The 26,032-nt window shown below is 56.4% G+C and carries 17 protein-coding genes and 3 tRNA genes; 9 read left to right on the forward strand and 11 right to left on the reverse strand.

Annotated elements, in window-relative coordinates:
• The first annotated feature begins 311 nt into the window (after positions 1–311).
• From M2433_RS18545 to xni, 3 genes are all read left to right on the forward strand, one after another.
• On the forward strand, positions 312–1,601 hold the full coding sequence (locus M2433_RS18545) for an HAAAP family serine/threonine permease (RefSeq protein WP_223561424.1): 1,290 nt from the start codon (positions 312–314) through the stop codon (positions 1,599–1,601).
• 63 nt (positions 1,602–1,664) lie between these two features.
• The gene (locus M2433_RS18550; RefSeq protein WP_429056119.1) at positions 1,665–3,032 is read left to right on the forward strand and encodes an L-serine ammonia-lyase; all 1,368 of its coding nucleotides are present in this window, start codon (positions 1,665–1,667) and stop codon (positions 3,030–3,032) included.
• Between the two features lie 112 nt (positions 3,033–3,144).
• Positions 3,145–3,900 (forward strand): flap endonuclease Xni, encoded by a 756-nt coding sequence (gene xni / locus M2433_RS18555; RefSeq protein ID WP_429056121.1) that lies wholly within the window; start codon positions 3,145–3,147, stop codon positions 3,898–3,900.
• A 52-nt stretch (positions 3,901–3,952) separates the two neighbouring features.
• On the opposite strand, the gene rlmM is transcribed toward xni, so the two are convergent.
• From rlmM to M2433_RS18575, 4 genes are all read right to left on the reverse strand, one after another.
• Positions 3,953–5,053 carry a 23S rRNA (cytidine(2498)-2'-O)-methyltransferase RlmM gene (gene rlmM / locus M2433_RS18560; RefSeq protein ID WP_047347999.1) on the reverse strand — a complete coding sequence of 367 codons (1,101 nt, stop codon included), beginning with the start codon at positions 5,051–5,053 and terminating at the stop codon, positions 3,953–3,955.
• Positions 5,046–5,441, reverse strand: coding sequence for a DUF423 domain-containing protein (locus tag M2433_RS18565; RefSeq protein ID WP_429056123.1), 396 nt, complete (start codon positions 5,439–5,441; stop codon positions 5,046–5,048). Before M2433_RS18565 ends, rlmM begins: the two co-directional genes overlap by 8 nt.
• A gap of 39 nt (positions 5,442–5,480) precedes the next feature.
• Positions 5,481–6,398, reverse strand: a complete 918-nt coding sequence (gene gcvA, locus M2433_RS18570; RefSeq protein WP_047347998.1) for a glycine cleavage system transcriptional regulator GcvA — start codon at positions 6,396–6,398, stop codon at positions 5,481–5,483.
• 349 nt (positions 6,399–6,747) lie between these two features.
• Entirely contained in the window at positions 6,748–6,975 is a 228-nt protein-coding gene (locus tag M2433_RS18575; protein ID WP_008499648.1) for a YgdI/YgdR family lipoprotein, read from the reverse strand.
• A 192-nt stretch (positions 6,976–7,167) separates the two neighbouring features.
• On the opposite strand from M2433_RS18575, the gene csdA reads away from it, so the two are divergent.
• Entirely contained in the window at positions 7,168–8,373 is a 1,206-nt protein-coding gene (csdA, locus tag M2433_RS18580; RefSeq protein WP_429056124.1) for a cysteine desulfurase CsdA, read from the forward strand.
• On the forward strand, positions 8,373–8,819 hold the full coding sequence (gene csdE / locus M2433_RS18585; RefSeq protein WP_429056125.1) for a cysteine desulfurase sulfur acceptor subunit CsdE: 447 nt from the start codon (positions 8,373–8,375) through the stop codon (positions 8,817–8,819). The genes csdA and csdE overlap by 1 nt, the downstream gene beginning before the upstream one ends.
• Here the strand turns inward: csdE and tcdA are convergent.
• Positions 8,810–9,616 carry a tRNA cyclic N6-threonylcarbamoyladenosine(37) synthase TcdA gene (gene tcdA / locus M2433_RS18590; protein WP_008499651.1) on the reverse strand — a complete coding sequence of 269 codons (807 nt, stop codon included), beginning with the start codon at positions 9,614–9,616 and terminating at the stop codon, positions 8,810–8,812. The two genes, csdE and tcdA, sit on opposite strands and share 10 nt — an antisense overlap.
• Before the next feature lie 75 nt (positions 9,617–9,691).
• Positions 9,692–10,789, reverse strand: coding sequence for a murein transglycosylase A (gene mltA, locus M2433_RS18595; protein ID WP_059311721.1), 1,098 nt, complete (start codon positions 10,787–10,789; stop codon positions 9,692–9,694).
• Positions 10,790–10,997: 208 nt separating this feature from the next.
• Here mltA and M2433_RS18600 point away from each other — a divergent pair.
• From M2433_RS18600 to M2433_RS18610, 3 genes are all read left to right on the forward strand, one after another.
• A tRNA-Met gene (locus M2433_RS18600) sits at positions 10,998–11,074 on the forward strand.
• A gap of 44 nt (positions 11,075–11,118) precedes the next feature.
• Positions 11,119–11,195, forward strand: a tRNA-Met gene (locus M2433_RS18605).
• Between the two features lie 44 nt (positions 11,196–11,239).
• A tRNA-Met gene (locus M2433_RS18610) sits at positions 11,240–11,316 on the forward strand.
• A gap of 88 nt (positions 11,317–11,404) precedes the next feature.
• On the opposite strand, the gene amiC is transcribed toward M2433_RS18610, so the two are convergent.
• On the reverse strand, positions 11,405–12,658 hold the full coding sequence (gene amiC / locus M2433_RS18615) for an N-acetylmuramoyl-L-alanine amidase AmiC (RefSeq protein WP_023309036.1): 1,254 nt from the start codon (positions 12,656–12,658) through the stop codon (positions 11,405–11,407).
• A gap of 227 nt (positions 12,659–12,885) precedes the next feature.
• On the opposite strand from amiC, the gene argA reads away from it, so the two are divergent.
• Positions 12,886–14,217 carry an amino-acid N-acetyltransferase gene (gene argA, locus M2433_RS18620; RefSeq protein ID WP_059311720.1) on the forward strand — a complete coding sequence of 444 codons (1,332 nt, stop codon included), beginning with the start codon at positions 12,886–12,888 and terminating at the stop codon, positions 14,215–14,217.
• 53 nt (positions 14,218–14,270) lie between these two features.
• Here the strand turns inward: argA and recD are convergent, their stop codons facing one another.
• The 4 genes from recD to recC all read right to left on the reverse strand — a co-directional run bounded on the left by recD (position 14,271) and on the right by recC (position 26,023).
• Positions 14,271–16,091, reverse strand: coding sequence for an exodeoxyribonuclease V subunit alpha (gene recD, locus M2433_RS18625; RefSeq protein ID WP_429056128.1), 1,821 nt, complete (start codon positions 16,089–16,091; stop codon positions 14,271–14,273).
• Positions 16,088–19,630: an exodeoxyribonuclease V subunit beta gene (gene recB / locus M2433_RS18630; protein ID WP_429056129.1), complete on the reverse strand. Its 3,543-nt coding sequence runs from the start codon at positions 19,628–19,630 to the stop codon at positions 16,088–16,090. The genes recD and recB overlap by 4 nt, the downstream gene beginning before the upstream one ends.
• Positions 19,627–22,509 (reverse strand): pitrilysin, encoded by a 2,883-nt coding sequence (gene ptrA, locus M2433_RS18635; RefSeq protein ID WP_429056131.1) that lies wholly within the window; start codon positions 22,507–22,509, stop codon positions 19,627–19,629. Before ptrA ends, recB begins: the two co-directional genes overlap by 4 nt.
• A 139-nt stretch (positions 22,510–22,648) precedes the next feature.
• Positions 22,649–26,023 (reverse strand): exodeoxyribonuclease V subunit gamma, encoded by a 3,375-nt coding sequence (recC, locus tag M2433_RS18640; protein ID WP_429056133.1) that lies wholly within the window; start codon positions 26,021–26,023, stop codon positions 22,649–22,651.
• Positions 26,024–26,032: the final 9 nt, after the last annotated feature.

Below are 26,032 nucleotides of genomic sequence, written 5' to 3' on the forward strand. Positions count from 1 at the left end.
AAGACACCTATATCACGGGTCTGTCTTTCAGACCACATGTCGTTAGTGGTAGCCTTCGCGCCCGTAAATTCTCTTTGATGTTTTTTTAACAGATAAATGGTCTAAAGATGCCCACATCATAAGTGGATTATTGCATTTGGGATCGGGATCACTGATAGATTCATAACGAGAATGTATCTTTCCGCCCGCCAATAGTTACGGGCGAAAATTATTAAAAAACCGTCACTGAACGAATTTCATATTACCGTCAGGCACTTTTTCATCGGATTTGACTAAAAAACCTGACAATTCGCTTCCTCCAGGAGATACAGATGGAAACCACTCAAACCAGCACCGTTGCTTCGATTGAATCCCGAAGTGGTTGGCGCAAAACGGATACCATGTGGATGCTTGGCCTTTACGGCACAGCAATCGGCGCTGGTGTACTGTTCCTTCCTATCAACGCAGGCGTCGGCGGTCTGATCCCGCTGATCATCATGGCTATCATCGCTTTCCCGATGACCTTCTTCGCACACCGCGGTCTGACCCGCTTCGTGCTGTCCGGTAAAAATCCGGGTGAAGACATCACTGAAGTTGTTGAAGAACATTTCGGCGTTGGCGCAGGTAAACTGATTACCCTGCTCTACTTCTTCGCGATTTACCCAATCCTGCTGGTTTACAGCGTGGCGATCACCAACACCGTAGAAAGCTTCATGGCGCACCAGCTGCACATGACGCCGCCTCCGCGCGCCATTCTGTCTCTGATCCTGATTGTGGGCATGATGACCATCGTGCGCTTCGGTGAGCAGATGATCGTGAAAGCGATGAGCGTGCTGGTGTTCCCGTTCGTGATTGCACTGATGGTGCTAGCCTGCTACCTGATCCCACAGTGGAACGGTGCAGCGCTGGAAACCCTGTCCCTGAGCAGCGCATCTGCAACCGGCAACGGCCTGCTGATGACCCTCTGGCTGGCAATTCCGGTGATGGTCTTCTCCTTCAACCACTCCCCAATCATCTCTTCCTTCGCCGTTGCGAAACGTGAAGAGTACGGTAATGGCGCAGAGAAGAAATGCTCCAGCATCCTGGCACGCGCTCACATCATGATGGTACTGACCGTTATGTTCTTCGTCTTCAGCTGCGTACTGAGCCTCTCTCCGGCGGATCTGGCGGCAGCGAAAGAGCAGAACATCTCTATTCTGTCTTACCTCGCGAACCACTTTAACGCACCGGTTATTGCGTGGATGGCTCCTATCATCGCGATTATCGCTATCACCAAATCCTTCCTCGGCCACTACCTGGGCGCGCGTGAAGGCTTCAACGGTATGGTGATTAAATCTCTGCGCGGTAAAGGCAAGAGTATTGAAATCAACAAGCTGAACAAAATCACTGCACTGTTCATGCTGCTCACCACCTGGGCGGTAGCAACGCTGAACCCAAGCATCCTGGGCATGATTGAAACCCTGGGTGGCCCGGTTATCGCGATGATTCTGTTCCTGATGCCGATGTACGCGATTCAGAAAGTCCCTGCGATGCGTAAATACAGCGGCCATATCAGCAACGTATTCGTTGTGATTATGGGCCTGATTGCCATCTCCGCCATTTTCTACTCGCTGTTCAGCTAATATCTCCAGCGCCGTCCTCGGGCGGCGCACTCCTCCCCTCTGACTGATAGCAATGGACGCATCATGATTAGCGTATTCGATATTTTCAAAATCGGTATTGGTCCTTCCAGCTCTCACACCGTCGGACCAATGAAAGCCGGTAAACAATTCACGGATGACTTGATTGCACGCGGCATCCTGCACGACATCACCCGCGTGGTTGTCGATGTGTACGGCTCGCTGTCCCTGACAGGGAAAGGCCACCATACCGATATCGCCATTATCATGGGCCTGGCGGGAAACCTGCCGGATACCGTTGATATTGATGCGATCCCTGGCTTCATCCAGGACGTCAACACCCACGGTCGCCTGCTGCTGGCAAACGGCGCACACGAAGTGGAATTCCCGGTTGACCACTGCATGAATTTCCATGCGGACAACCTGTCGCTGCACGAAAACGGTATGCGTATCACCGCGCTGGCCGGCGACAAAGCGGTATACAGCCAGACTTACTACTCTATCGGCGGCGGTTTCATCGTCGACGAAGACCACTTTGGTCAAACCCATACCTCGTCCGTCGAGGTGCCGTATCCGTACAAAACGGCGGCGGACCTCCAGCGTCACTGCCAGGAAACGGGCCTGTCCCTCTCCGGCCTGATGATGAAAAACGAGCTGGCCCTGCACAGTAAAGAAGAGCTGGAACAGCACTTCACCAGCGTCTGGGAAGTGATGCGCGGCGGTATCGAGCGCGGCATCACCACCGAAGGCGTTCTGCCGGGCAAGCTTCGCGTGCCGCGTCGTGCGGCCGCGCTGCGCCGTATGCTGGTCAGCACCGACAAAACGACCACGGACCCGATGGCCGTCGTGGACTGGATCAACATGTTCGCCCTGGCGGTAAACGAAGAGAATGCCGCAGGCGGCCGCGTTGTGACAGCACCGACCAACGGTGCCTGCGGCATTGTTCCGGCAGTGCTGGCGTACTACGACAAGTTTATTCGTGAAGTAAACGCGAACTCTCTGGCCCGCTATCTGCTGGTCGCCAGCGCGATTGGTTCCCTGTACAAGATGAACGCGTCCATTTCTGGTGCAGAAGTGGGCTGTCAGGGTGAAGTGGGCGTGGCCTGCTCTATGGCGGCAGCGGGTCTGGCAGAGCTCCTGGGCGCAAGTCCGGCGCAGGTGTGCATCGCGGCCGAGATTGGCATGGAGCACAACCTGGGGCTGACCTGTGACCCGGTAGCCGGACAGGTACAGGTACCGTGCATCGAGCGTAACGCCATCGCCTCCGTTAAGGCGGTCAACGCGGCGCGTATGGCGCTGCGCCGCACCAGCGAGCCGCGGGTCTGTCTCGATAAGGTTATCGAAACCATGTACGAAACCGGTAAAGATATGAACGCCAAATACCGCGAAACCTCTCGCGGCGGTCTGGCAATGAAGATCGTTACCTGCGATTAAGCCTCTCAGGAAGCCTCGTTTTGCGAGGCTTCTTCCTGTTTTCCCCGCCATTCATAGTTTCACGCTGCTGACAGTGTTACCCTTCACGTATTAGATAGAAGGGAGATTATCTGTGGCCGTTCATTTACTTATCGTCGATGCTCTTAACCTGATCCGCCGTATCCATGCGGTACAGGGCACGCCCTGTAAGGACACCTGTCTGCACGCGCTGGAACAGCTTATTCGCCACAGTGAACCTACCCACGCGGTCGCGGTATTTGATGACGAAGCGCGCAACAGCGGCTGGCGGCATCAGCGCCTCCCGGACTATAAAGCAGGGCGTGCACCGATGCCGGACGACCTGCATGCCGAAATGCCCGTTATCCGCGCCGCCTTTGAACAACGCGGTGTCCCATGCTGGGGGGCGCACGGCAATGAGGCGGATGACCTGGCGGCTACGCTTGCGGTAAAGATTGCCAGCGCCGGGCATCAGGCGACGATCGTCTCAACCGATAAAGGCTACTGTCAGCTCCTCTCTCCCACGATCCGTATCCGCGATTACTTCCAGAAACGCTGGCTTGACGCCCCCTTCATCGCCGGTGAGTTTGGCGTCTCGCCTGAGCAACTGCCCGACTATTGGGGGCTGGCAGGGATAAGTAGCTCAAAGGTACCGGGTGTGGCGGGCATAGGGCCGAAGAGTGCCGCACAGCTGCTGACGGATTTTCAGAGCCTGGAGGGGATATACGCCAGGCTGGATGAGGTACCAGAAAAATGGCGCAAAAAGCTGGAAGCGCATAAAGAGATGGCGTTTATCTGCCGGGATGTGGCGACGCTACAGACGGATTTGCAGCTGGACGGGAATTTACAGCAGTTGCGGTTGGAGCGTTAACGCTTTTCTGTAAGCCCGGTAAGCGTAGCGCCACCGGGCAATACAACACGGACTATCGCTCGTCGCGACGCCCGCCCACGGCCGCCCACCAGCGACGCACATGCACCGTCACCTCTTCACGATCGTGATACAGCTGACGCGCCTGAATGACCACGTTAATACCGTGTTCGTCCATCTGCTCCTGAATGTAGGCCAGGTTCTGCGACACTTCCTCGTAGCGCTTTTTCATCGGCAGCTTGAGGTTGAAAATCGTCTCGCGACACCAGCCGTTCACCAGCCAGGAGGCCATCAGCGCGGCCACTTTTGCCGGTTTCTCAACCATATCGCACACCATCCACGAGATGTTGTTACGGTTTGGGCGATAGCGGAAGCCGTCTTCACGCAGCCAGGTAACCTGCCCGGTGTCCATCAGGCTTTGCGCCATAGGGCCGTTATCGACAGAGGAGACCCACATATTGCGTTTCACCAGCTGATAGGTCCAGCCGCCCGGGCACGCGCCGAGATCGACGGCGTACATGCCGTTTGCCAGACGCTCATCCCACTCATCCGCCGGGATAAAGACGTGGAATGCCTCTTCCAGCTTCAGGGTGGATCGGCTTGGCGCATCGGCCGGGAAGCGCAGGCGCGGGATGCCCATAAAGAAGGGAGAGTTGTTGGTGGTATACGAGTAGCCTGTATAGCAGCAGCCCGGCGCAATAAAGAAGATATGCACCACCGGACGCTTCGGCGTTTCGTAGTTCGTCAGCACGCCCGCATCGCGCAGCGCCGCGCGCAGCGGCACGGTAAACTTGCGGCAGAACTTCATCAGCTCTTTGCTTTCGTTGGTATCCGCGACTTCAACGCGCAGATCACCGCCCTTCTCCACTACGCCCTGCAGCATGCCGACGATTGGCGTAATGCGATCTTCCGGCGGAAGATCCTTCAGCAGCTCGCCCGCGACAAACATCTGGCGGGCGAAGATCAATGAGCTGAACGGCAGTTCGCGCGCCAGCTTATCTGCATCTTCAGGCTGATAGCATTCGAATACCACATAGCCCGCGTTCTCTTTCACGCGGGCAAAGCCGAAGACTTCGCGTTTCGCCGCTTTATCGGTAATTTCCGCGGCGCACTCTTTCTCAAACCCCGGGCGACAATATAAAACAACCTTATTCATGAACAACGCCCTTGCGTTTCAGACGGATAGCTCCGATAAACATTAATACCCAACCCGCCAGGAAGCTGATGCCGCCGACAGGTGTAACAAACGCCCACAGGCGTAAATGCGAAAGTGCCAGACAGTAAAGGCTGCCGCTGAAAAGCACCGTGCCCAGCGCCAGAAAGACGCTGCTCCAGTAAAACCAGATGCTGATACGGCGCTGCATCGCCACCGCCAGCCCAAAAATAGCCAACGTATGGAACGCCTGATATTCAAGGCCGGTCTGGATCCAGCCCATCTCTACTGCGCCCAACGATTTGCTTAAAACATGTGCGCCAAAAGCGCCCAGTGCAACAAAAATAAAGCCACTCACCGCGGCAAAAATCAGCATGAATCGGCTGGTCATGTTTAAGTCCTGAATTGATGCGTGCCCGGCACACAAACGTTATTGTTCATACCTGAAGCGGAATTTTTCTTGCTCGCTTGCCGCTTTCGCCAGTATCCACTGCCGGAAAGCGGCTATTTTACCCAGTTCTGCCTGACTGTCATGACAAACCAGATAGAACGCATTCTTGCTGACCAGTACATCATTAAAAGGGCAAACCAGACGGCCTGCCTCAATTTCGGACTGCGCCATCACGTTGTTCGCCAACGCCACGCCCTGTCCGTGAATGGCAGCCTGTAACACCATCGCACTGTGGCTAAAAATGGGTCCCTGCTGCACGTTTATATGAGTAAGACCTAATTGACGGGTATAAGTTTGCCAGTCGCGGCGAGAAGCATCATGCAAAAGCGTATGCTTAGCCAGGTCAGCGGGTGATTTCAGCGCCTTGTCGCCCGTTAACAGCAGCGGAGAACAGACCGGCAGGAGATATTCTGCGTATAATTTCTCGACGCGCAAGCCCGGCCAGTTACCGCGACCATAAAAAATAGCGACGTCCACATCATCGGCCAGCTTGTCTTCCTGACGATCCACCGCCTGGATTCGAACGTCGATCCCCGGATAAGCTGAGTTAAAGCTTGAGAGTCTGGGCACCAGCCATTGAATGGCAAAACTGGGCAATAAACTGACGGTCAGGGCACCTTTTGCACTGCGAGCCTGAAGCTTGCGCGTGGCTTCAGTGAGCTGGGAAAAAATCTCTTTAATATCCTGAAAATAGCTCTGCCCCTCTTCGGTCAACAGCAACGATCGGTTGCGTCGACGAAACAGCTTAAGGCCCAGAAAATCCTCCAGAGACTTGATTTGATGACTTACTGCGGCCTGTGTCACAAAAAGCTCATCTGCTGCGCGGGTAAAGCTCAGGTGACGTGCTGCTGCATCAAAAACACGTAATGCATTGAGGGGTGGCAATCGCTTTGACATGGTTATCTGGCTTAGATGTTAACGGATTTTAACAAACAGGAAACAACGTTTAACCTATTAGTTTTTTTTATCTGAGCCATTATAATTTGTCCGTTGAGGAACTACCAGCAAATACCTATAGTGGCGGCACTTCCTGAGCCGGAACGAAGAGCTTTTTTCGGAATGCGTGTTCTGAAGGGCTTTTGGCTTACGGTTGTGATGTTGTGTTGTTGTGTTTGCAATTGGTCTGCGATTCAGACCACGGTAGCAACGCTACCAATTTTTCACTTCCTGTACATTTACCCTGTCTGTCCATAGTGATTAATGTAGCACCGCCAATTTGCGGTGCTTTTTTTTGCTTATCGATCTGTTAATGCTCGATCTCTTTCATCTCTTTCACGTCCGTGCGGTTGATCTGCTGCTTGTTCCCGTTAGCATCTTTGTATGAAATCATCCCGGTATCGTTATCGGTTGTCGGTTTCCCTTCCGAAACGATGGAACGACCATCGTTGGTGTGCATGACGTAGTTGTTACCAGAACAGGCGCTCAGGGCAAAAGTAAACGCACAGGCAGAAATGATTGCAGCTGTCTTATTCATGATTATTCTCCTTTAGCAATTAATGCTATTCAAACCTCGATTTATAACAGGCTAAAACATCCGCCTAACACTATTTAGCATAACCTGCTTTTTCAGGGGCATGAGGATAAGCAGACAATTCTGATAGATATCAACCTCCTTGCCCTGGCGCTGAAATTGCGCGACGATCGCATTATTGATACGAGGAATCCCATGAACGCTTTCAGCCCTGCGCAGTTCCGCGCCCAGTTTCCGGCGCTGGCCGATGCCGGTATTTACCTTGATAGCGCCGCCACCGCCCTTAAGCCACAGGCGGTGATTGAGGCGACGCAGCAGTTCTACAGCCTCAGCGCCGGCAACGTGCATCGCAGCCAGTTTGCCGAAGCGCAGCGATTAACCGCGCGCTATGAAGCCGCACGCGATCAGGTCGCGCGCCTGCTCAATGCCGAAAGCGGGAAAAACATCGTCTGGACGCGCGGCACGACAGAGGCCATCAATATGGTGGCCCAGTGCTACGCGCGCCCACTGCTTCAGCCGGGCGACGAAATCATCGTCAGCGAGGCGGAGCATCACGCCAACCTGGTGCCGTGGCTGATGGTGGCTGAGCAAACGGGTGCACGCGTGGTGAAACTCCCTCTGGGTTCAGACCTTCTGCCCGACGTGGCCCGCCTACCAGAGCTGATTACTCCCTGCAGCCGCATTCTGGCGCTCGGACAGATGTCGAACGTCACCGGTGGCTGTCCGGACCTGGCGCAGGCCATTCGCATCGCGCATGCCAGCGGCATGGTCGTGATGGTCGACGGCGCGCAGGGCGTGGTGCATTTCCCGGCCGACGTGCAGGCGCTTGATATCGATTTTTATGCCTTCTCAGGACATAAGCTCTACGGGCCAACCGGTATCGGGGCGCTGTACGGTAAACCGGAACTGCTGGCGCAAATGACGCCGTGGCTCGGCGGCGGCAAAATGATTACCGAAGTGACCTTCGAGGGCTTTAAAACGCAGGAAATACCTTACCGTCTTGAGGCGGGGACGCCGAACGTGGCCGGCGTCATTGGCCTGAGCGCCGCGCTCGAGTGGCTGGCTGAAACAGACATTGTTCAGGCTGAAAGCTGGAGCCGGGGACTGGCGACGCTGGCAGAGGAAGAACTCAAAAAGCGCCCGGGTTTCCGCTCGTTCCGCGTGCAGGACTCGAGCCTGCTCGCCTTTGATTTTGCGGGCGTGCACCATAGCGACATGGTGACGCTGCTGGCCGGGTATGGCATTGCCCTGCGCGCCGGCCAGCACTGCGCCCAGCCACTTCTGGCGGCGCTTGGCGTGAGCGGTACGCTGCGCGCCTCGTTTGCGCCCTACAATACGCAAAGCGACGTTGACGCGCTGGTTGCCGCCGTCGATCGCGCCCTTGAAATACTGGTGGATTAATGACTCACGCAGATTTAGCCGGACATCCGTTTGGCACAGTCATCACAGAAGAGACCTTAAAGCAGACCTTCGCCCCGCTTTCGCAGTGGGAGGATAAATATCGCCAGCTGATCCTCCTCGGTAAGCAACTACCGACCCTGTCTGACGAGCTTAAAGCGCAGGCAAAAGAGATCGCGGGCTGTGAGAACCGCGTCTGGCTGGGCGTAAGCGTCACGGGCGAGAAGCTGCATTTCTTTGGCGACAGCGAAGGACGTATCGTACGCGGGCTACTGGCGGTACTGTTAACCGCCATTGAGGGAAAAAGCGCGGCGGAGCTGCTGACGCGCTCGCCGCTGGCGCTCTTTGATGAGCTGGGACTGCGCGCGCAGCTGAGCGCTTCGCGCGGCCAGGGCCTTATCGCACTAAGCGAAGCCGTGCAGGAAGCCGCACGTCAGGTTCAGGCCTGACGTTCCGCCTTCGCCATCATCTTCTTCAGAGCGTGAGACACCGCCACAAAGCCAAAGGAAGCGGTCACCATGGTGGCCGCACCAAAGCCTGAGGCGCAATCCATCCGTTTTGGCCCTTCCGCCGTGCTTTTCATCGCGCAGACTGAACCATCCGCCTGTGGGTAGACCAGCGCTTCGGTCGAAAACACGCAGTCAACGCCCAGCTTGCCTTTGCTGTTCTTCACGACGTTAAAGTCGCTCTTCAGGCGTTCACGCAGCTTGGCCGCCAGCGGATCCTGAATGGTTTTCGCCAGATCGGCCACCTGGATCTGCGTCGGATCGATTTGCCCGCCCGCGCCGCCGGTGGTCACCAGTGGAACCTTGTAACGACGACAGTACGCGATCAGCGCCGCTTTGGGACGCACGCTGTCGATAGCGTCAATCACGTAGCTATAGCCTTTACTCATGTATTCGGCGACGTTGTCTGCCGTCACAAAATCATCAATTACCGTGACCCGACATTCAGGGTTGATCAGGCGGATACGTTCCGCCATGACCTCCGATTTTGCCAGGCCGACGCTATCACGCAGGGCATGGATTTGACGGTTGGTGTTGGTGACGCAAACGTCATCCATATCAATCAGCGTGATGGCGCCAATACCGGTTCTCGCCAGCGCTTCTGCCGCCCACGAACCCACACCACCAATGCCCACGACGCAGACGTGTGCATCCGCAAACAGCTGCAGGGCTTTTTCACCATAGAGACGTGCCGTGCCGCCGAAACGCTGGCGCCAGGCATCGCTGATTACCACAGACATAAAACCTCAGATGTAAAAAGGGTGAGGTTTTCCTCACCCTGAACAGTAATCCGTATTCCGCTCAGAATACCACAATCAGCCGCTGAATACGTTTCCGGCGCCAGGCGCTGCCTTCAGCACCCATACGCGTCCGTAATGGTTATACCAGCCTGCACGGTGGCCGGCATCAGGGCCAATGCCCTGATAGATATCGAAGTGCTGGCCTTTAATCGCCCCGCCGACATCCAGCGCCACCATCAGACGCAGCTCATACTGACCGTTGAATTTGCCGTTGTTGTCCAGCAGAGGGACTTCCGCCAGCAGCGTAGTGCCCGCAGGGATTATGGAACGGTCCGATGCCACCGACGCCCGGCCAATCAGCGGAACGGCGCTTGCCCCTTTCACCGGGGCAAAGTTTTGCGGTTTAAAGAAGACGAACGACGGGTTCTGCTCCAGCAGCTCGCGCACCTCGGCTTCACTGTGTTTTTCGCCCCACTCGCGGATCGCCTGCATCGACATGTCTTCTTTCTTCACTTCGCCGCGGTCGATCAGCACCTTGCCGATGCTGCGGTAGGCATGGCCGTTTTTACCGGAATAACTGAAGAAGTTAAGCGGTGAACCATCGCCAAAATCAATGTAGCCGCTGCCCTGAACGTCCATGATGAAGTTATCCATCAGGGAGTTGCTGTAGGCCAGAACGTAGTTTTCGCTCAGCGCACCGGAATAAATCTCGGCGCGGGACGGCAGGCGCCCCCGCTTTGGCGGCATACGATAAATAGGGTACTGGAATTCGCCCTGACGCGTGTGTCGCGCCTGAATCACGGGCGTGTAATACCCGGTGAACTGGACGTTGCCGTAGTTATCCGCCCCTTCCATCTGCCAGGCATCGATACCAAACTGGCGCATATTGCGCGTATCACCGCCCGCCCGCAGCCAGTCCTGAACCGCGCTATAGACGCTACTCTGAGAGCCATACAGGCGCGGCGACGCGTTGCGTATCTGGTAAACCTGCTCGGAAAAATCACCGGCGTTAATCGGTGCGCCAACGGCATCAGGCTGATTAACTAAAGAGAAAGGCTGGGATAACTTCCCGTCTTTATACTGTTGACCGCGATCGGTCGGTTTAGAAGAGCAGGCCGCAAGAATGGCTACCATTGCGCCCGTCATCAGATACTTCGCCCAACGTCCTTTCATTATATCTCGTCTTTAAGTTGCCCATTTCCGCGTGATGAAGATAACAAACCGCCAGGGCTAATGAAATGCGATCCCATGCCCTTTGGCAAATTTTGCGCAAAAAATAGCCCAAACAGAGCCATGCCGTTCAATTTGCATACAAAATCATGATTTATGTGAAAAAGGGGTTGCATCACAAACCTATCCGAGTATAGTGCGCATCCACGGACGCGGGGTGGAGCAGCCTGGTAGCTCGTCGGGCTCATAACCCGAAGGTCGTCGGTTCAAATCCGGCCCCCGCAACCAATTAAAATTTGATGAAGTATCTTCTACGACTGTAGAAAGACGGACGCGGGGTGGAGCAGCCTGGTAGCTCGTCGGGCTCATAACCCGAAGGTCGTCGGTTCAAATCCGGCCCCCGCAACCAATCAAATTTGAAGAAGTAAGTTTCTACAAGAGTAGAAAGACGGACGCGGGGTGGAGCAGCCTGGTAGCTCGTCGGGCTCATAACCCGAAGGTCGTCGGTTCAAATCCGGCCCCCGCAACCAACACTTCTAAAACAATAAACACCCTCAAGGGTGTTTTTTTGTTTTTGTCGTTTGTGAAACTGCCGGGCGTTCACCCGGCCTGAAAGATTTACCCGCGTCGCGCCAGCGTCGCCCCGTCTGAGAAATACGCACGTATCCCTGCCAGAATCGACTCCGCTACCTCCTGCTGGAATTTTGCCGTCTTGAGCTTGCGCTCCTCTTCCACATTACTGATAAAAGCTGTCTCAACCAGAATGGACGGAATGTCCGGCGCCTTGAGTACCGCAAACCCGGCCTGTTCTACGCTGTTTTTATGCAGCTTATTGATGTTGCCCAGCTTGCCCAGCACCGCTTTACCAAATTTCAGGCTGTCGTTGATGGTCAACGACTGCACCATATCGAACATGGTGTGGTCGACGTAGCGGTCACCGCTCTTGCTCACGCCACCAATAAGGTCCGAGGCGTTCTGGGTGTCCGCAAGATATCTCGCGGCGGTACTGGTCGCGCCTTTGGTTGAGAGTGCAAACACCGACGAGCCGCTTGGCTGACGGCTGGTAAACGCATCCGCATGGATCGACACGAACAAATCTGCGCGCTGCTTCTGCGCTTTCGCCACCCGAACCTTGAGCGGAATAAAGATGTCTTCATTACGCGTCATATAGGCGCGCATATTGCCTTCTTTATCAATCAACGCCTTCAGACGACGGGCAATTTGCAGCACCACGTCTTTTTCACGCGTGCGATATTTCCCCACCGCACCGGAGTCTTCGCCGCCGTGGCCGGGATCGAGCATGATCACAATCGGACGATCGCGCCCTGCTTTCCCCGGCTGCGGACCGCTTTGCGCAGGCGGAACCTGACGCTGCAGATCGCCTTTGTTGTAATCCTCCAGCAGCGCAAGCAGCGGATCCTGAATATCCGTCGCATTTGCCGGGTAGAGATCCATCACCAGACGCTCTTTAAACGTGGCGACAGGCGCAAGGGCAAACAGCTGCGGCTTAACGTTCTGCTTCAGTTCAAACACCATGCGCACGGTTTGCGGATCAAACTGCCCGACGCGCGCCGATTTAATAAACGGATCGTCGCCGCGGATCTGCGCCGCCATTCCTTTCAGCACGGAGTTGAGGTTAACGCCTTCGAGATCCACCACCACACGTTCAGGGTTGCTGAGGGCAAATTGCTTATATTTCAGTACGCGATTCGATTCGACCGTCACGCGCGTATAGGTCGATGACGGCCAGACGCGCACCGCGACGACCTGACTCGTGGCGGCAAGGCCGACCTGACTGACGCTAAGCAACCACATTGCCCCGGCCCCTTTTAACAAACGGCGGCGGCTTATTGCTGAATTGGATCCCGACATGCTTCTCCCGAGCAAGAACACTGACTGATATACAAAATGTCCAGATTGACCGAAAACTTTAACGAATGACGCATAAACTGTCATCTATAAAAGGGTAAACAATCATACGCTAACGCACGGATTACTTATCATTTTCTGTGGGTCGCGGAAAATTTGCGCTTGCACACGCGCCCACAATCGAATAAAAATACAGAAATTACGAATAAACATTCATTAAGGGTTGTGCCATGGTGAAGGAACGTAGAACCGAACTGGTCCAGGGATTCCGCCATTCTGTTCCCTATATCAACGCCCATCGGGGAAAAACGTTTGTCATCATGCTTGGCGGCGAAGCCATTGAGCATGAAAATTTTTCCAGCATCGTCAATGACATTGGCCTGCTGCACAGCCTCGGGATCCGCCTGGTCGTGGTCTATGGCGCGCGTCCACAGATTGATGCCAACCTGGCCGCCCATCACCACGAGCCGATTTACCACAAACATACCCGCGTTACGGATGCGAAAACCCTTGAGCTGGTGAAGCAGGCGGCGGGTCTGCTGCAGCTGGATATTACGGCGCGCCTGTCGATGAGCCTCAACAACACGCCGCTGCAGGGGGCGCATATCAACGTCGTGAGCGGCAACTTTATCATTGCCCAGCCGCTCGGCGTGGACGACGGCGTCGATTATTGCCACAGCGGGCGCATTCGTCGAATTGATGAAGAAGCCATTCACCGCCAGCTGGACAGCGGAGCCATCGTGCTGATGGGCCCGGTGGCGGTTTCCGTCACCGGTGAAAGCTTTAACCTCACCTCGGAAGAGATTGCCACGCAGCTGGCAATCAAGCTGAAGGCGGAGAAAATGATTGGGTTTTGCTCCTCCCAGGGGGTCGTGAACGCTGAAGGAGCAATCGTGCCAGAACTCTTCCCGAACGAAGCCCAAGCGCGCGTGGAAGCGCTGGAAGAAGAAGGAGACTACCACTCCGGCACCGTGCGTTTTTTGCGCGGTGCGGTGAAGGCCTGCCGCAGCGGCGTGCGCCGTAGCCACCTGATCAGCTATCAGGAAGACGGCGCCCTGCTGCAGGAGCTGTTCTCCCGCGACGGCATTGGCACCCAGATTGTGATGGAGAGCGCGGAGCAGATACGCCGCGCCACCATCAACGACATCGGCGGCATTCTGGAGCTGATCCGCCCGCTCGAACAGCAGGGTATTCTGGTGCGTCGTTCGCGCGAGCAGCTGGAGATGGAGATCGATAAATTCACCATTATTCAGCGCGATAACCTGACCATTGCCTGCGCCGCCCTCTATCCGTTCCCGGAAGAGAAGATCGGTGAAATGGCCTGCGTGGCGGTGCATCCTGATTACCGAAGCTCTTCGCGCGGCGAAATGCTCCTTGAGCGCGTGGCAGCACAGGCGCGCCAGATGGGTCTGAGCAAGCTGTTCGTTTTGACGACGCGGAGCATTCACTGGTTCCAGGAGCGCGGATTCACGCCTGTGGATATCGACTCTCTGCCGGAAACGAAGAAAGAGATGTACAACTATCAGCGCCGCTCAAAAGTGCTGATGGCTGACCTGGGATAATGCAACGCTGCCGGGTGGCGCTGCGCTTACCCGGCCTGCATTTCTGACGTGGTTCAGAGGGACTCAAATATCGCGCTCAGCCCGCTTCGGCGCTCCGTGCGCGCGGCAATCGCCTGCACCAGCACGCGCTCGTCGGTATACAGCGACAGGCGCTGACGCGCGCGGGTAATGGCGGTATAGATCAGCTCGCGGGTAATGACGGGTGAAAGCTGCGTGGGCAGGATCAGCGCCGCATGGTTAAACTCGGAGCCCTGGGATTTATGCACCGTCATCGCCCACGCGGTTTCATGCTCGGGCAAACGGCTGGGCTGGAAAGACTTCACGCTGCCGTCCGGCATCTGGAACCAGACGCGCAGCCCCTGACCGCGATCGAGCGCAATCCCGATATCCCCGTTAAACAACCCCAGCGCGCTGTCGTTGCGGGAGATCATCACTGGACGCCCTTCATACCAGCGCGAATGCGGGGTACGGTATATTTTACGCTTTTGCGCCAGCAGCTGTTCCAGCCTGTCGTTCAGGCCGCTGACGCCAAATGGCCCTTCCCTCAGCGCACAGAGCAGCTGGTATTCGCCAAACGCGGCAATCACCTGCTCCGGCGTGCTTTGCTGCTGCACGCCCGTCAGGAAGTGCTGATACCCCAGCAGGGCATCGTCAAGCATCGCCTGATACTCTTCCCCGCTTTGCAGCGATTTCTTCTCAATGTCCGTAAAGGTGCCGTCAAATACCGCACAGGTTGTGTGCCGGTCACCGCGGTTTACTGCGGCCGCAAGCTGGCCGATGCCGGAGCTGCTGCCGAAACGGTAGCTCTTTTGCAGCAGGCACAGGCTGTCGCGCAGCGCCCCCGCGAGGGAGTGATTTTCAGAGGCGAGCGAACATCCGGTCAGTCGGGCCAGCTCCTCCGCGCGTTCAGCGGTATATCCCAGGCTGGCATACGTGCAGATATCACCGAGTACGGCGCCCGCCTCCACGGAGGCAAGCTGGTCGCGATCGCCGAGAAAAATGACGCGCGCGTGAGGCGGAAGCGCATCGATTAAACGCGACATCATCGTCAGGTCAATCATCGACGCTTCATCCACCACCAGCACATCAAGGTGCAGCGGGTTACCGGCATGATAACGCAGACGCTGGCTGCCCGGCTGCGCGCCAAGCAACCGGTGCAGCGTGCTGGCTTCGTTGGGGAAAAGCGCAAGCCGCTCTCCGCTAAGCGGCAGTTTTTGCAGCGCCCCGCCTAACGACTCCGTCAGACGAGCCGCCGCTTTACCGGTAGGGGCCGCCAGGCGAATACGACACTTTTGTTCGCCCGAAAGCTGAATCAGGGCCGCAAGCAGCTTTGCCACGGTGGTCGTTTTGCCGGTGCCCGGGCCGCCAGAAATGACCGAGATCCGTCGCGTTAGCGCCACGGCTGCCGCCACTTTCTGCCAGTCTGTTTCGTCGTCAGAGGTAAACAGCGTATCCAGCACGTGCCGAAGCTGTGCTTCATCGCAGGGAAGCGGGGCATTCGTCTCGCTGAAGAAGCGCGCTACCGTCAGTTCGTTACGCCACAGCCGGTTAAGATACAAACGCTCGCCGATAAGTATCATCGGCGTCCCGGTATCGGTTCCGCTAACGGCCGCCGAACTGAGTAATATCGCTTCCCAGTCCACGGTTTCACCCAGCAGAGCGAAACACGCCTGTAAAGCCGGAGGCATTTTCTCGTCCACCGCCAGACGCGACAGCGGCAGACACACGTGCCCTTCCCCCGCGTCTTTACTCAGAATGGCGGCGGCGAGCATCACGGCAGGCTCTTCGCCTGCCACCATCATGGCGAACTGCACGTCAAGGTGGCGTAGTAATCGTTGTTCAACCGCTTCCAGCAGTAGCGCCTGCATCGTCATGCCACCTCCTCCGTGCTCGCAGCAAACAGGTTATCCATTTTTTCAATCAGATCCGCAGCCGGACGCGTACTAAACACGCCGGAGCGCGGGTCGTTCGCGTCCACGCCGCGCAGGAACAGGTAAATTACGCCACCAAAATGGTCTTCGTAACGGTAATCGGCAATGCGATGGCGCAGATAACGGTGCAGCGCCAGGGTATAAAGCTGGTACTGCAGATCGTAGCGATGCATTTGCATGGCCGACGCCATCGCCTGTTGGGTATAGGCTTCGCTGCTTTCGCCCAGCCAGTTCGATTTGTAATCCAGCAGGTAATAGCGCCCCTGATGGCGGAAAACCAGGTCGATAAAGCCTTTTAACATCCCCTGCACCTGGCGGAAGTTCAGCGGCGGGCAGCCCGCGGATAGCGGATCGTACTCGCGGATTAGCGCATCAAGCGCCTCGGCCCTGAGCGGGCTGGCGATGGGGAGATAAAACTCCATCTCCACCTGTTTATCTTTGGCGGTCAACTGGCTAAGGGCGATCCCCTGCTCCGTGAGCGGAGCGTGCAGAACCGCGTGGATCCAGTCACGCAGAACCGGCACCCATTGAGCATCATAGCCCCCGCTCTGCAACATCTTCAGCACCCACTCTTCAGAGACAGGCTGAGTAAAATCCAGCTCTTCAAACAGGCTGTGCAAAAACGTGCCCGGAGAGGCTCCGCGCGGGAACTGATGCGGCGTGAGCACCGGCTCAACGGGTACGCTACCGGTCCCGGCGGCATCCACGTCCAGTTTTGGCATCAGATCCAGCGCAATACTCTGTCCGTGCTGCTGTAAACCGGAGTAGCTGGTGACGCGCCAGTCATCGGCAATCGTGCGGACAACCTGGCGGGCATACAGCTCTGACTCACGCGCGTCCGGCATTTGCCAGCGGCTATTATCAGGCTGTGCCGGAATATGCAGAGCAACATGCTCTGTGCAAAGGGATTCGATACACTGGCGCAGACCCGCCGCGTTTTTCGGTTCGCCGTGCTGAATAAGGCGCCCCAGCGCACTCAGGTGAAAATCACTCTCCCCGGTTTTTTCGCCACGACGTCGGAACAGAGGGGCAACGCCCAGGCTGCAGTGCCAGACAGAACGGGTCAGCGCCACGTAGAGCAGGCGTAAATCCTCCGCCAGACGCTCGGCCTCTGCCAGCTCAACGCTGGACTCCGCGTTGCTGAGATCGAGCACCGCCTCGAACGACTCGCGATCGTGGTAAAAGGCCTGATCCTGCACGCGGTAATTGGCGATAAACGGCAGCCAGACCAGCGGATACTCCAGCCCTTTCGACTTGTGAATGGTGACGATCTGCACCAGATGCTTATCGCTCTCAAGGCGCATCTGCTGGCTGGACGAATTGCTGTTCGGGTCGGCAATCTGCTGCGCCAGCCAGCGCACCAGAGCGTGCTCGCTCTCCAGCTGCGTGCCCGCTTCCTGCAAGAGTTCGCTGATATGTAAGATATCGGTCAGCCGGCGCTCACCGCCCGCTGTAGCCAGCATATTCTCCGCGATGTGGCGCTGTGCCATGAGCTCTCGCACCATTGCCATCACGCCGCGCTTCTGCCATTTCTCCCGGTAACGAACAAACTCTTCCACCACGGCATCCCACGCGGCCTCGTCATTGTTGAGCGCATCGATATCACGCGCGTTCAGCCCGAGCATCGCGCTGGCTAATGCGCTGCGCAGCGTGCTTTCCCGCTCCGGGGAAAGTACGGCCTGCAGCAGCCATAGCATCTCCTGCGCTTCCAGCGTTTCAAACACGCTGTCGCGGTTTGAAAGGTAGACGGAGGGAATATTCAGTAAGGTCAGGGCATCACGGATAAGCGAGGCCTCCTGACGGCTACGCACCAGCACCGTGATATCCGATGCCTTTACGGGGATGGCATCCTGGCCTTTCCAGAGTACCGCCTCGCCGCGTGCGCCCGCGCTGAGCCAGTCACGGATTTGCGCGGCACAGTGCTGGGCCATGGCATTTTGATAGTCGGCGACGCCGCAGCCGTCCCCGTCCAGCAGCCAGAAGCGCATGGCAGGCTGCGTCTCGCCGTTAAATTCGAAGCGCAACGAGGCATTTTTCTCAGCAAACTTTACCGGCTGGAACGGGATCTCCCGGAACATAAACGCCGTATCCATGCGGCTGAACAGCGCATTGACGCTTTCCACCATGCCGGGAGATGAACGCCAGTTGGTATCCAGGGTGTAGTGCGCCTCAACTTCACTGCGGGCCTTCATGTAGGTGAAAATATCCGCACCGCGGAAGGCGTAGATGGCCTGTTTAGGATCGCCGATTAACAACAGCGCGGTGCCGGGCTGCTGGCGCCAGATACGGCGAAAAATACGGTATTGTTGAGGGTCGGTATCCTGAAATTCGTCAATCATCGCCACCGGGAAGCGGGTGCGAATAGCGGCGGCAAGCGCCTCGCCATTTTCACTGCACAACGCTGCATCAAGGCGGCTTAGCATATCGTCGAACCCCAGTTCTCCCCTGCGGCGTTTCTCGCGGGCGACGGCTTCGCGGATCTCCGTCATGGCACGAGTGATCATCAGATCGTTGAGCGTTAAGGGCTCAGCCAGCAGGGTTTCAATCGCCACAAACAGGGGATGCTCGGGCACAATACCGTCGGGTTTGGTTCGCTCAACGAGGAAACGCCGGGAGAATTTCTCCAGCGCGTCCGGGAGCTGGTAGCCCCGCGTCTCTTCCTGCGCCCAGGCGCTGATCTTGTCGATCCATTTCCCCTGATTGCCGCGGTTAAACTTGCGACGGTCAATCCCGGAATTTTCGATGATGGCGTCAATTTCGCCGACTGACTCAATCCACTTTTGCTTGATGTCGACAATTCGCGCGATGATTTTTTCATGGCGTGATGCCAGGGTTTCATCCGCCGGCGGCGGAGATTTGATTACCGGCGCTTCCCCCTGAAGATAGCGATCGATCGCGCGCAGCAGCGCCTCAGGGCCTTTCCACAGCGCGTGTACCGCTTCGGCGATATCGCGCTGTAACGGGTAGCAGTGGCGACGCCAGAAGTCCGCGCAGGCCTGATAGCGAAGCACGGTTTCATCTTCAATGAGCTGCTGTTCAAACAGCATGCCGGACTCAAACGCATTCAGGCTCAGCATGCGCTGGCAAAAACCGTGAATGGTGAAGACGGACGCTTCGTCCATCTGCCGTTCGGCCAGAAGCAGCCACTGTGCGGCCTGCTTCCTGTCGGCAATCTCTTCCAGAAGACTGGCATAGAGGGGGTTATCTGAAGTCTGACGCAGACAGGCGATGCGCAGCTCGTGGATGTTGGCGCGAATACGGCCGCGCAGCTCTGCGGTGGCGGCCTCGGTGAAGGTCACCACCAGCAGCTCCTCCACGCTCAACGGACGGGGAAAAGCGGCGTTGTCGCCGAGCCCAAGCAGCAGGCGCAGATAGAGCGCGGCGATGGTGAAGGTTTTTCCCGTTCCCGCTGAGGCTTCAATCAATCGTTCACCCTGCAGAGGTAAACGTAAGGGATCAAGGGACTCAGCGGTATCGGTCATTCTTTCTTACTCCAGGGCATAGATTGCTGCAGCGCGCTGACGCTCTTCCAGACTTTCCAGCCATGGGGGTTAACGTACTCCGTTTTCCCGTTCTGGCTACCGGAAACCTGAGACAGGATGGTCATTCCCTGCGGCTTAATCACCGCCTGATGGAAGAAGTCGGCAACCTTCTGCGGCGTCAGCTGTTTTATCTCGGCCACTACTTTATCACGCGAATCAAATTTCAGATTACCGCGATCGAAATCTTTGCTCAGCTGTGAGGCTTCTTCACCCAGCGTCTGCGGCGGCTGCATCACCTGCGCGATGACGGCCTGCTGGATCTGGGCGAACTCTTCCGGCTTCATGGCGCGCAGTTTTGCTTCCACCTGCGGGAAGAAGGCCTGATAACGCTGCCAGAGATAAGCCGGCTGCTTATCGCTGCTTTGCAGCAGGAAACCCAGCCCCCACTGACGACCGACATTCATGGAGAAAGCGAACACCGCGTAGCCAAGCTGCTCTTCCGTGCGTAACTGGTTATAGAACCACGGCTGAATAATTTGGCCCAGCACGGCACTCTGCGCTGAGCTTGAGAATTCATCATAACCCGTTGGCACAAATACCGCGGCCAGGGCGGAATCCGTGCTGTTTCCCGCCTTTTCAAAAATCACATTCTGTTTTTTCTCAACCAGTACGTCCTGGTTGCGGCACCACTCGTCGCCTTTCGAACCGAGCTGAGTACGCACGTTCTCCGCCAGCGTTTTGGCCTGCTCCTCGCTCATGTTACCGACAATCAGGAACTCCGGGCGCGTATTGGTTTTCAGCGCGTCACGGTAGGTGAGCACGTCTTTTAACGTGATAGAGGGCAGTAAGGCGCGGCGATCTTCACGCTGAAAATAGGGAATTTGCGACAGCATCTGCGCTGGCATGAGCGCCAAATCGTAAGCTTTCCCCTTCTCCGCAGAATCCATCATCTGCGCATACCACGATTTGGCCTGCTCAAACTGTTCTTCCGTAGGCGTATAGCTGAAATAGCCCTCCAGCAGTGCCTGGAACAGCTGAGGCAGGCGCTGGGTGTAGCCGTTTGCATTGAGCATCAAACCATTATTGGCATTGGTCGAAAAGCTGATTCCCCCTACGGCCGCCTGGTTGCTAAGCTGGTCGAGCGCGATACCGGCGAGATAATCGTTGAGCGCGAACATCACCTGGTTTTTAGCGCTATTCATTGCTTTCGGGTTACGCAGCACCACGCTGACATCGACTTTTGGCTCGCTGGCGAAATAGCGGCTTGGGGTATACACCACGCGCAGCGTCGGCTCATCAATGATAAGCGCCGGGTGCGGATAGTCCTTCGTGGTTTTGACCAGCGAGAAATCATCCGGAATATAGGGGTTCAGCTCCGGCAGCTGCAACGCTATCTCTCCGGCCTTCTTCTGCCAGTCGGCGAAGGTCTGAGCGCTGATTTTATCCACCTGATACGGGGCATCGACAAAATAAGCCGTTTTGTTATGCGGTTCGTCCGGGCTGATGTACCAGATACGGGCATTCTCCGGCGTCATCATCGCCAGGCGCGCTTTTACCGCCTCGGCATCATACCGGTCAGCAATATTCACCGCGTCGAGGGTGTGCTCCACCGGCACGCGAATCATGGTGTCCGCCAGCCACTCCACGTAATCCATGTCGCGGGTAATGGACGGGTAACGGAAATCGAGATCCAGCACGTGCGCCAGCTCATCAAAGTAGCGCTTGTCGACGCCTTTATCGCGCAGCAGACTGAGATAGCTGAAGATAGCCGCCACAACCTCATCACGGTTTGCCAGCCCTTTGTCGGTGAGGGTTGCGGATATCGCCAGCACGCCGCTATTGCCGTTTACAACCGGATCGGAGTCGGCGCGAATGCCTTCTACCAGTCCTTGTTTTTGCAGCCAGTCAGAAAGCGTACCCGGGCTACGGTTACCAATCAGATAGGTCACCAGCTCATCGGTTTTACTGCGAAACTGCGCCGTGTTGTTATCAATGCGGAATTCAACGCGCAACACTTTGCGCGGCAGGGCGGGCACGTAGTGGATCACGATGCCTTTCTGCGCATCCGTCACTACCGGAACATTTATTTGCGGCAGGTCGATATTTTTATTCGGCACCCGACCAAACGTTTTGGCCGCCATGCCGGCCAGCTCTGGCAACGGTTTATTGCTGTAGATAACCGCTTTCATCAGGTTAGCGGAGTAGTATTTATCGCGAAACGCGTGCAGCGCATCCAGAACCGGGCTGTTCGGTTTATCGCTCAATGTCTCCAGGTTACCGCCGGAGAAACGAGAACCCGGGTGCGCAGGGTTGATGGTTTCGGCGCTCACCTGCGCCATGCGCATACCGTCCCGCGAGCGGGCCATGGTCAGCTCGGCATTTACCGCATTGCGTTCACGATCGGCGTATTTTTTATCCAGCAACGGGGCGGCGATGGAGTCAGCAAGACGATCGACCGCCCCTTCCAGCGCATCGTTCTCGACTTCGAGATAGAAGGCCGTGCGGTACGGTGCCGTACTGGCATTGTGGCTGCCGCCATGCATCTTGAGAAATTCGGACAGGCTATCTGGCTGCGGGTATTTTTTTGACCCCATCAGCGTCATATGTTCCAGATAGTGTGCAAGCCCAGGATGGGTTTCAGGATCTTCCAGCGACCCAACCGGCACCACCAGTGCCGAGAGGGACTTTACCGCCTGCGGGTCAGAAACCAGCAGCACGGTCATCCCGTTATCAAGGCGAATAGCCTGATACTGACGGGTATCTTTTTCGCTCTTACGGATAGTTTCCTGAACGGGTTGCCAACCGGAGTCTGCCTGAGTGACAGGTGCCCAAAGGGCGACAAACAAAACCAACGCTTTAAACAAGGTGCTGCCTGGCATTACGACCTCTTTATCACGGCTACATCATTAACAAACTGCGTGCTGGACACGCCAGCATCTCTTTCTTTGGGTACATCAGTCCGTGATAAGAAGTGCATCATAAATGAACACCCCATGCTGCGCAATTTTTATACAGCGCTCAGGACTGATTAAATTTGAACAACGGTAACAGATAGCGCTGCGCCTCTTCCTTGATGGTCTCGAAGTACTCTGGCTCAAGCGTGCGCCATAAGCGCTGATACCAGACATCTTCACCTTCGCCCCGCACCATCATGTTTCCTTCGTAGGCCTGCATAAATTTACTGCGCGCTTTTTGCAGTGACGCCTCGTCCGTTAACATCGCATCATTCTGCGCGTCATAACAGGCTTTTATCCAGGCGCCGCCGCTTTCCGGCAGCAGCAGAAGCGGTTTGTTCATTCCCTGACGGTAGCCCTCAATGTACAAAGACAGGTAACTTAACGCCTGCTCCGCCTCCATCGGCGGGAAGCGCCACTCGCCCTCTTTGCGCACGAAAATCCGGCTTTCGCCTTTATGACCACCCGCACTGTAGACAAGATGTTCCAGCCAGAGTTGCAGCCCCTGAGAAACGCTCAGCATAGAGGGCCGCCAGCGCAGCAGCCCATCCGGCTGAACCTGAGTTAACCAGCCCGTGAGCTGTACACCGTTGCACATGAGATCGATTTCAAGACTTTTTCCGGGCTGTCGGCACGCTCTTACGCGCTCGGCCAGAGCGGTCATCTCCATGCACTGCGCCTCCCAGACGATCTCCCCGAACGCCCCATACGGCAGTTGCCCTGCCGCACGGTAGCGGCGGTAGAGTTTGTCAGCGTCTTCCTCTTCAACCAGCGCATTCAGCAGTTGGAGGTTTAGCTGATAGCGCTCCAGCCCTTCCAGCGTAAACGGTTCTGCCTCAGGAATTTCGCTCTCTTCAGAACGGAAGTTAACCTGCAATCGTTGCTGGAAGAAAGCGCGCACCGGATGCGCCCAAAACCGCTGAAGCTGTTCGAAGGTGAGGGTATCAATCGGCCGCGGGTCAAGTTCCTGAATGAAATCGGTATGCGCGCTACCCTCCTTTTTCGCCGCCGGTAGCCACTCCTGCGCATAGCTCTGGCGCTCGCTGGCAACGTAGTTCATTGGGTCAAACGGCATGCGGCTGTGGAAACAGGTGATATGGGCTTTCACCCTCTGCTCGCTTTCATCGCAGTTGCGCTCTTCATCCCCCGGCAGGTAGTGGCTCTGGCCGATATAATCCACCAGTTCCTGCACCAGAACGGAAGGGAAACGCTCGCTGTTATCCTGAATGGAACGGCCGATGTAGCTGATATAAAGCGTGTTCTGTGCGGAAATGAGCGCTTCGAGGAAGAGATAGCGGTCATCATCGCGCCGGCTACGGTCGCCCCGCTTTGGATCTGCACTCATCAAATCAAACCCCAGCGGTGCCAGCGCGCGCGGATAAACGCCGTCATTCATGCCCAGCAGGCAGACCACTTTGAATGGGATAGAACGCATTGGCATCAAAGTACAGATATTGATAGGGCCGGCCAGAAAACGCTGGCTGATTCGCTCCTGGTCAAGCCGCTGCGTCAGCTCGTCTCTCAGCAGTGATAAAGGAATCGCCTCGTGATAATGGGAGTTTACGCCCTCGTCGACGATAGCCTGCCACTGCGTTTCAATGAGCGCCATCGCCGCTTCGGTGTCGCTGTCCGGCAAGAAGAAATCAGTAAGTAGCGCCCTGCAAACCGGGAGCCACTCTTCAAGCGGGCGCGGCTGCATCAGCTCGCGACGCCAGCGGTTAAGCTGCATCAGTAGCGACGCTAAATGCCCCACCAGTTCAGCAATTAACCCGCTGGACTCATCGTAAGGCAGAACCTCATTCCACTCGCCCTGGCTGCTTTCCATGGCGTAGCCCAACAGCATACGCGTCAGGCCAAATCGCCACGTGTGTTGCCCGGTTGGGGGAAGCTCGAACTCCTGGACGTTATCGTCGTCAATGCCCCAACGCACGCCAGACTCGTTCACCCACTGGCGAAGGTAGCGCAACCCTTCTTCATTGATGTTGAAGCGTGCGGCCAGCACGGGAACATCCAGTAACGCCAGGACATCTTCGGAGATAAACCGGCTATCCGGCAGGGACAGCAAAGTAATAAACGCCTGTAACACCGGATGAGATTGACGGGCGCGACGGTCCGAAATGGCGTAAGGCAGGTATCGCTCGCCCGTCGCACTGCCAAAGACGGCCTGAATGAAGGGGCTGTAGCTGTCGATATCCGACACCATCACCACGATATCGCGCGGCGTCAGTTCGGGATCGTCCTGCAGCATCGCCAGCAGCCGATCGTGAAGCACTTCAACCTCACGCTGCGGGCTATGGCAAACGTGGAGACTGATACTGCGATCGTCAGCCTCCAGCTTCCGTTTCCTGTCGCTGCGTTCAAACTCGTTCGCCGTCACGCCCATGACGGCACGGTTTTCCAGATCCAGAATATCTAACTGAATATTGTGCAGCAGGCTATCCGGGGCGATCTCCACAAAAGCATCCACGTCGCCTTCGCCTGAGGAGGTGATGTCTGAGAGCATGTGAATGTAATCACGCCCCAGTTTCCCCCATGAGGCAAGCAGTGGGTTCGGCAGGTTCTGAATACCGTTTTCATCGAACAGCTGCGCGGCAGAGGCTCCGTCTTTAAACAGAGGCACGGTACGCTCTTCAAAAAGGCGTCGCCTCTGGCGGGTCACAAGCCGGGAAAGCCAGCGACCATCCTGAATATCACCCCAGTACTGGCGGCATGGATTCGTAAATAAAATATGAATGTCGATATGCTTACCCAGCGCATTCAGCGCCTGCAGGTAAACCGGCGGCAACGCCGAAATACCGCAGATAAACACGCGAGAAGGCAATCGCGCTGGTCGTTCAGCGCTGTTTTGCAGAATGGAGATAAACCGTTGATAGAGGTTGGCACGGTGCCACTTAGGCTGACCAAGTTTCTCCGTATGTTCCACCAGCGCTTTCCACAGGGGAGCCTGCCAGGTCTGCGCTTCCGGTAATCCTTCCACAAGCTCGCCGGCTTCCCAGCGAGTCAGCCATTCCGGGCGGTAAACCAGATACTGGTCATAAAGATCGGCTGTGCGCGACGCTAGCTGGAACAGCTTGCGTTTATCGGTATCGTCATTGAGGTAGTGACGCAGCATGGCGAACTCATCGTGCTGCAGCATTTCTGGCAGCAGCGCCATAAGCTTCCAGCTCATGCCTTGCTTGTTAAAGGCGCTTTGCTCCGGGATGTCCGGCAACACGCGGACAAACATCTCCCAGATAAAACTCGCGGGCAGCGGGAAATCAATATTCGCGGCTATACCAAATTTACGGGAGAGCGACATTTGCAGCCACTGTGCCATACCGGTGCTCTGCACCAGCACCATCTCAGGCTCAAAAGGATCGTCAAGCCGCTCGCGCTCAACGATAAATTCCATCAGTGCTTCCAGCACATCCAGACGATTTGAGTGGTAAACCCTTAACATAGACGCTCC

Source organism: Enterobacter sp. AC1, assembly GCF_050434705.1.
In the GTDB taxonomy this organism is placed as follows: Bacteria; Pseudomonadota; Gammaproteobacteria; order Enterobacterales; family Enterobacteriaceae; genus Enterobacter; species Enterobacter cloacae_L.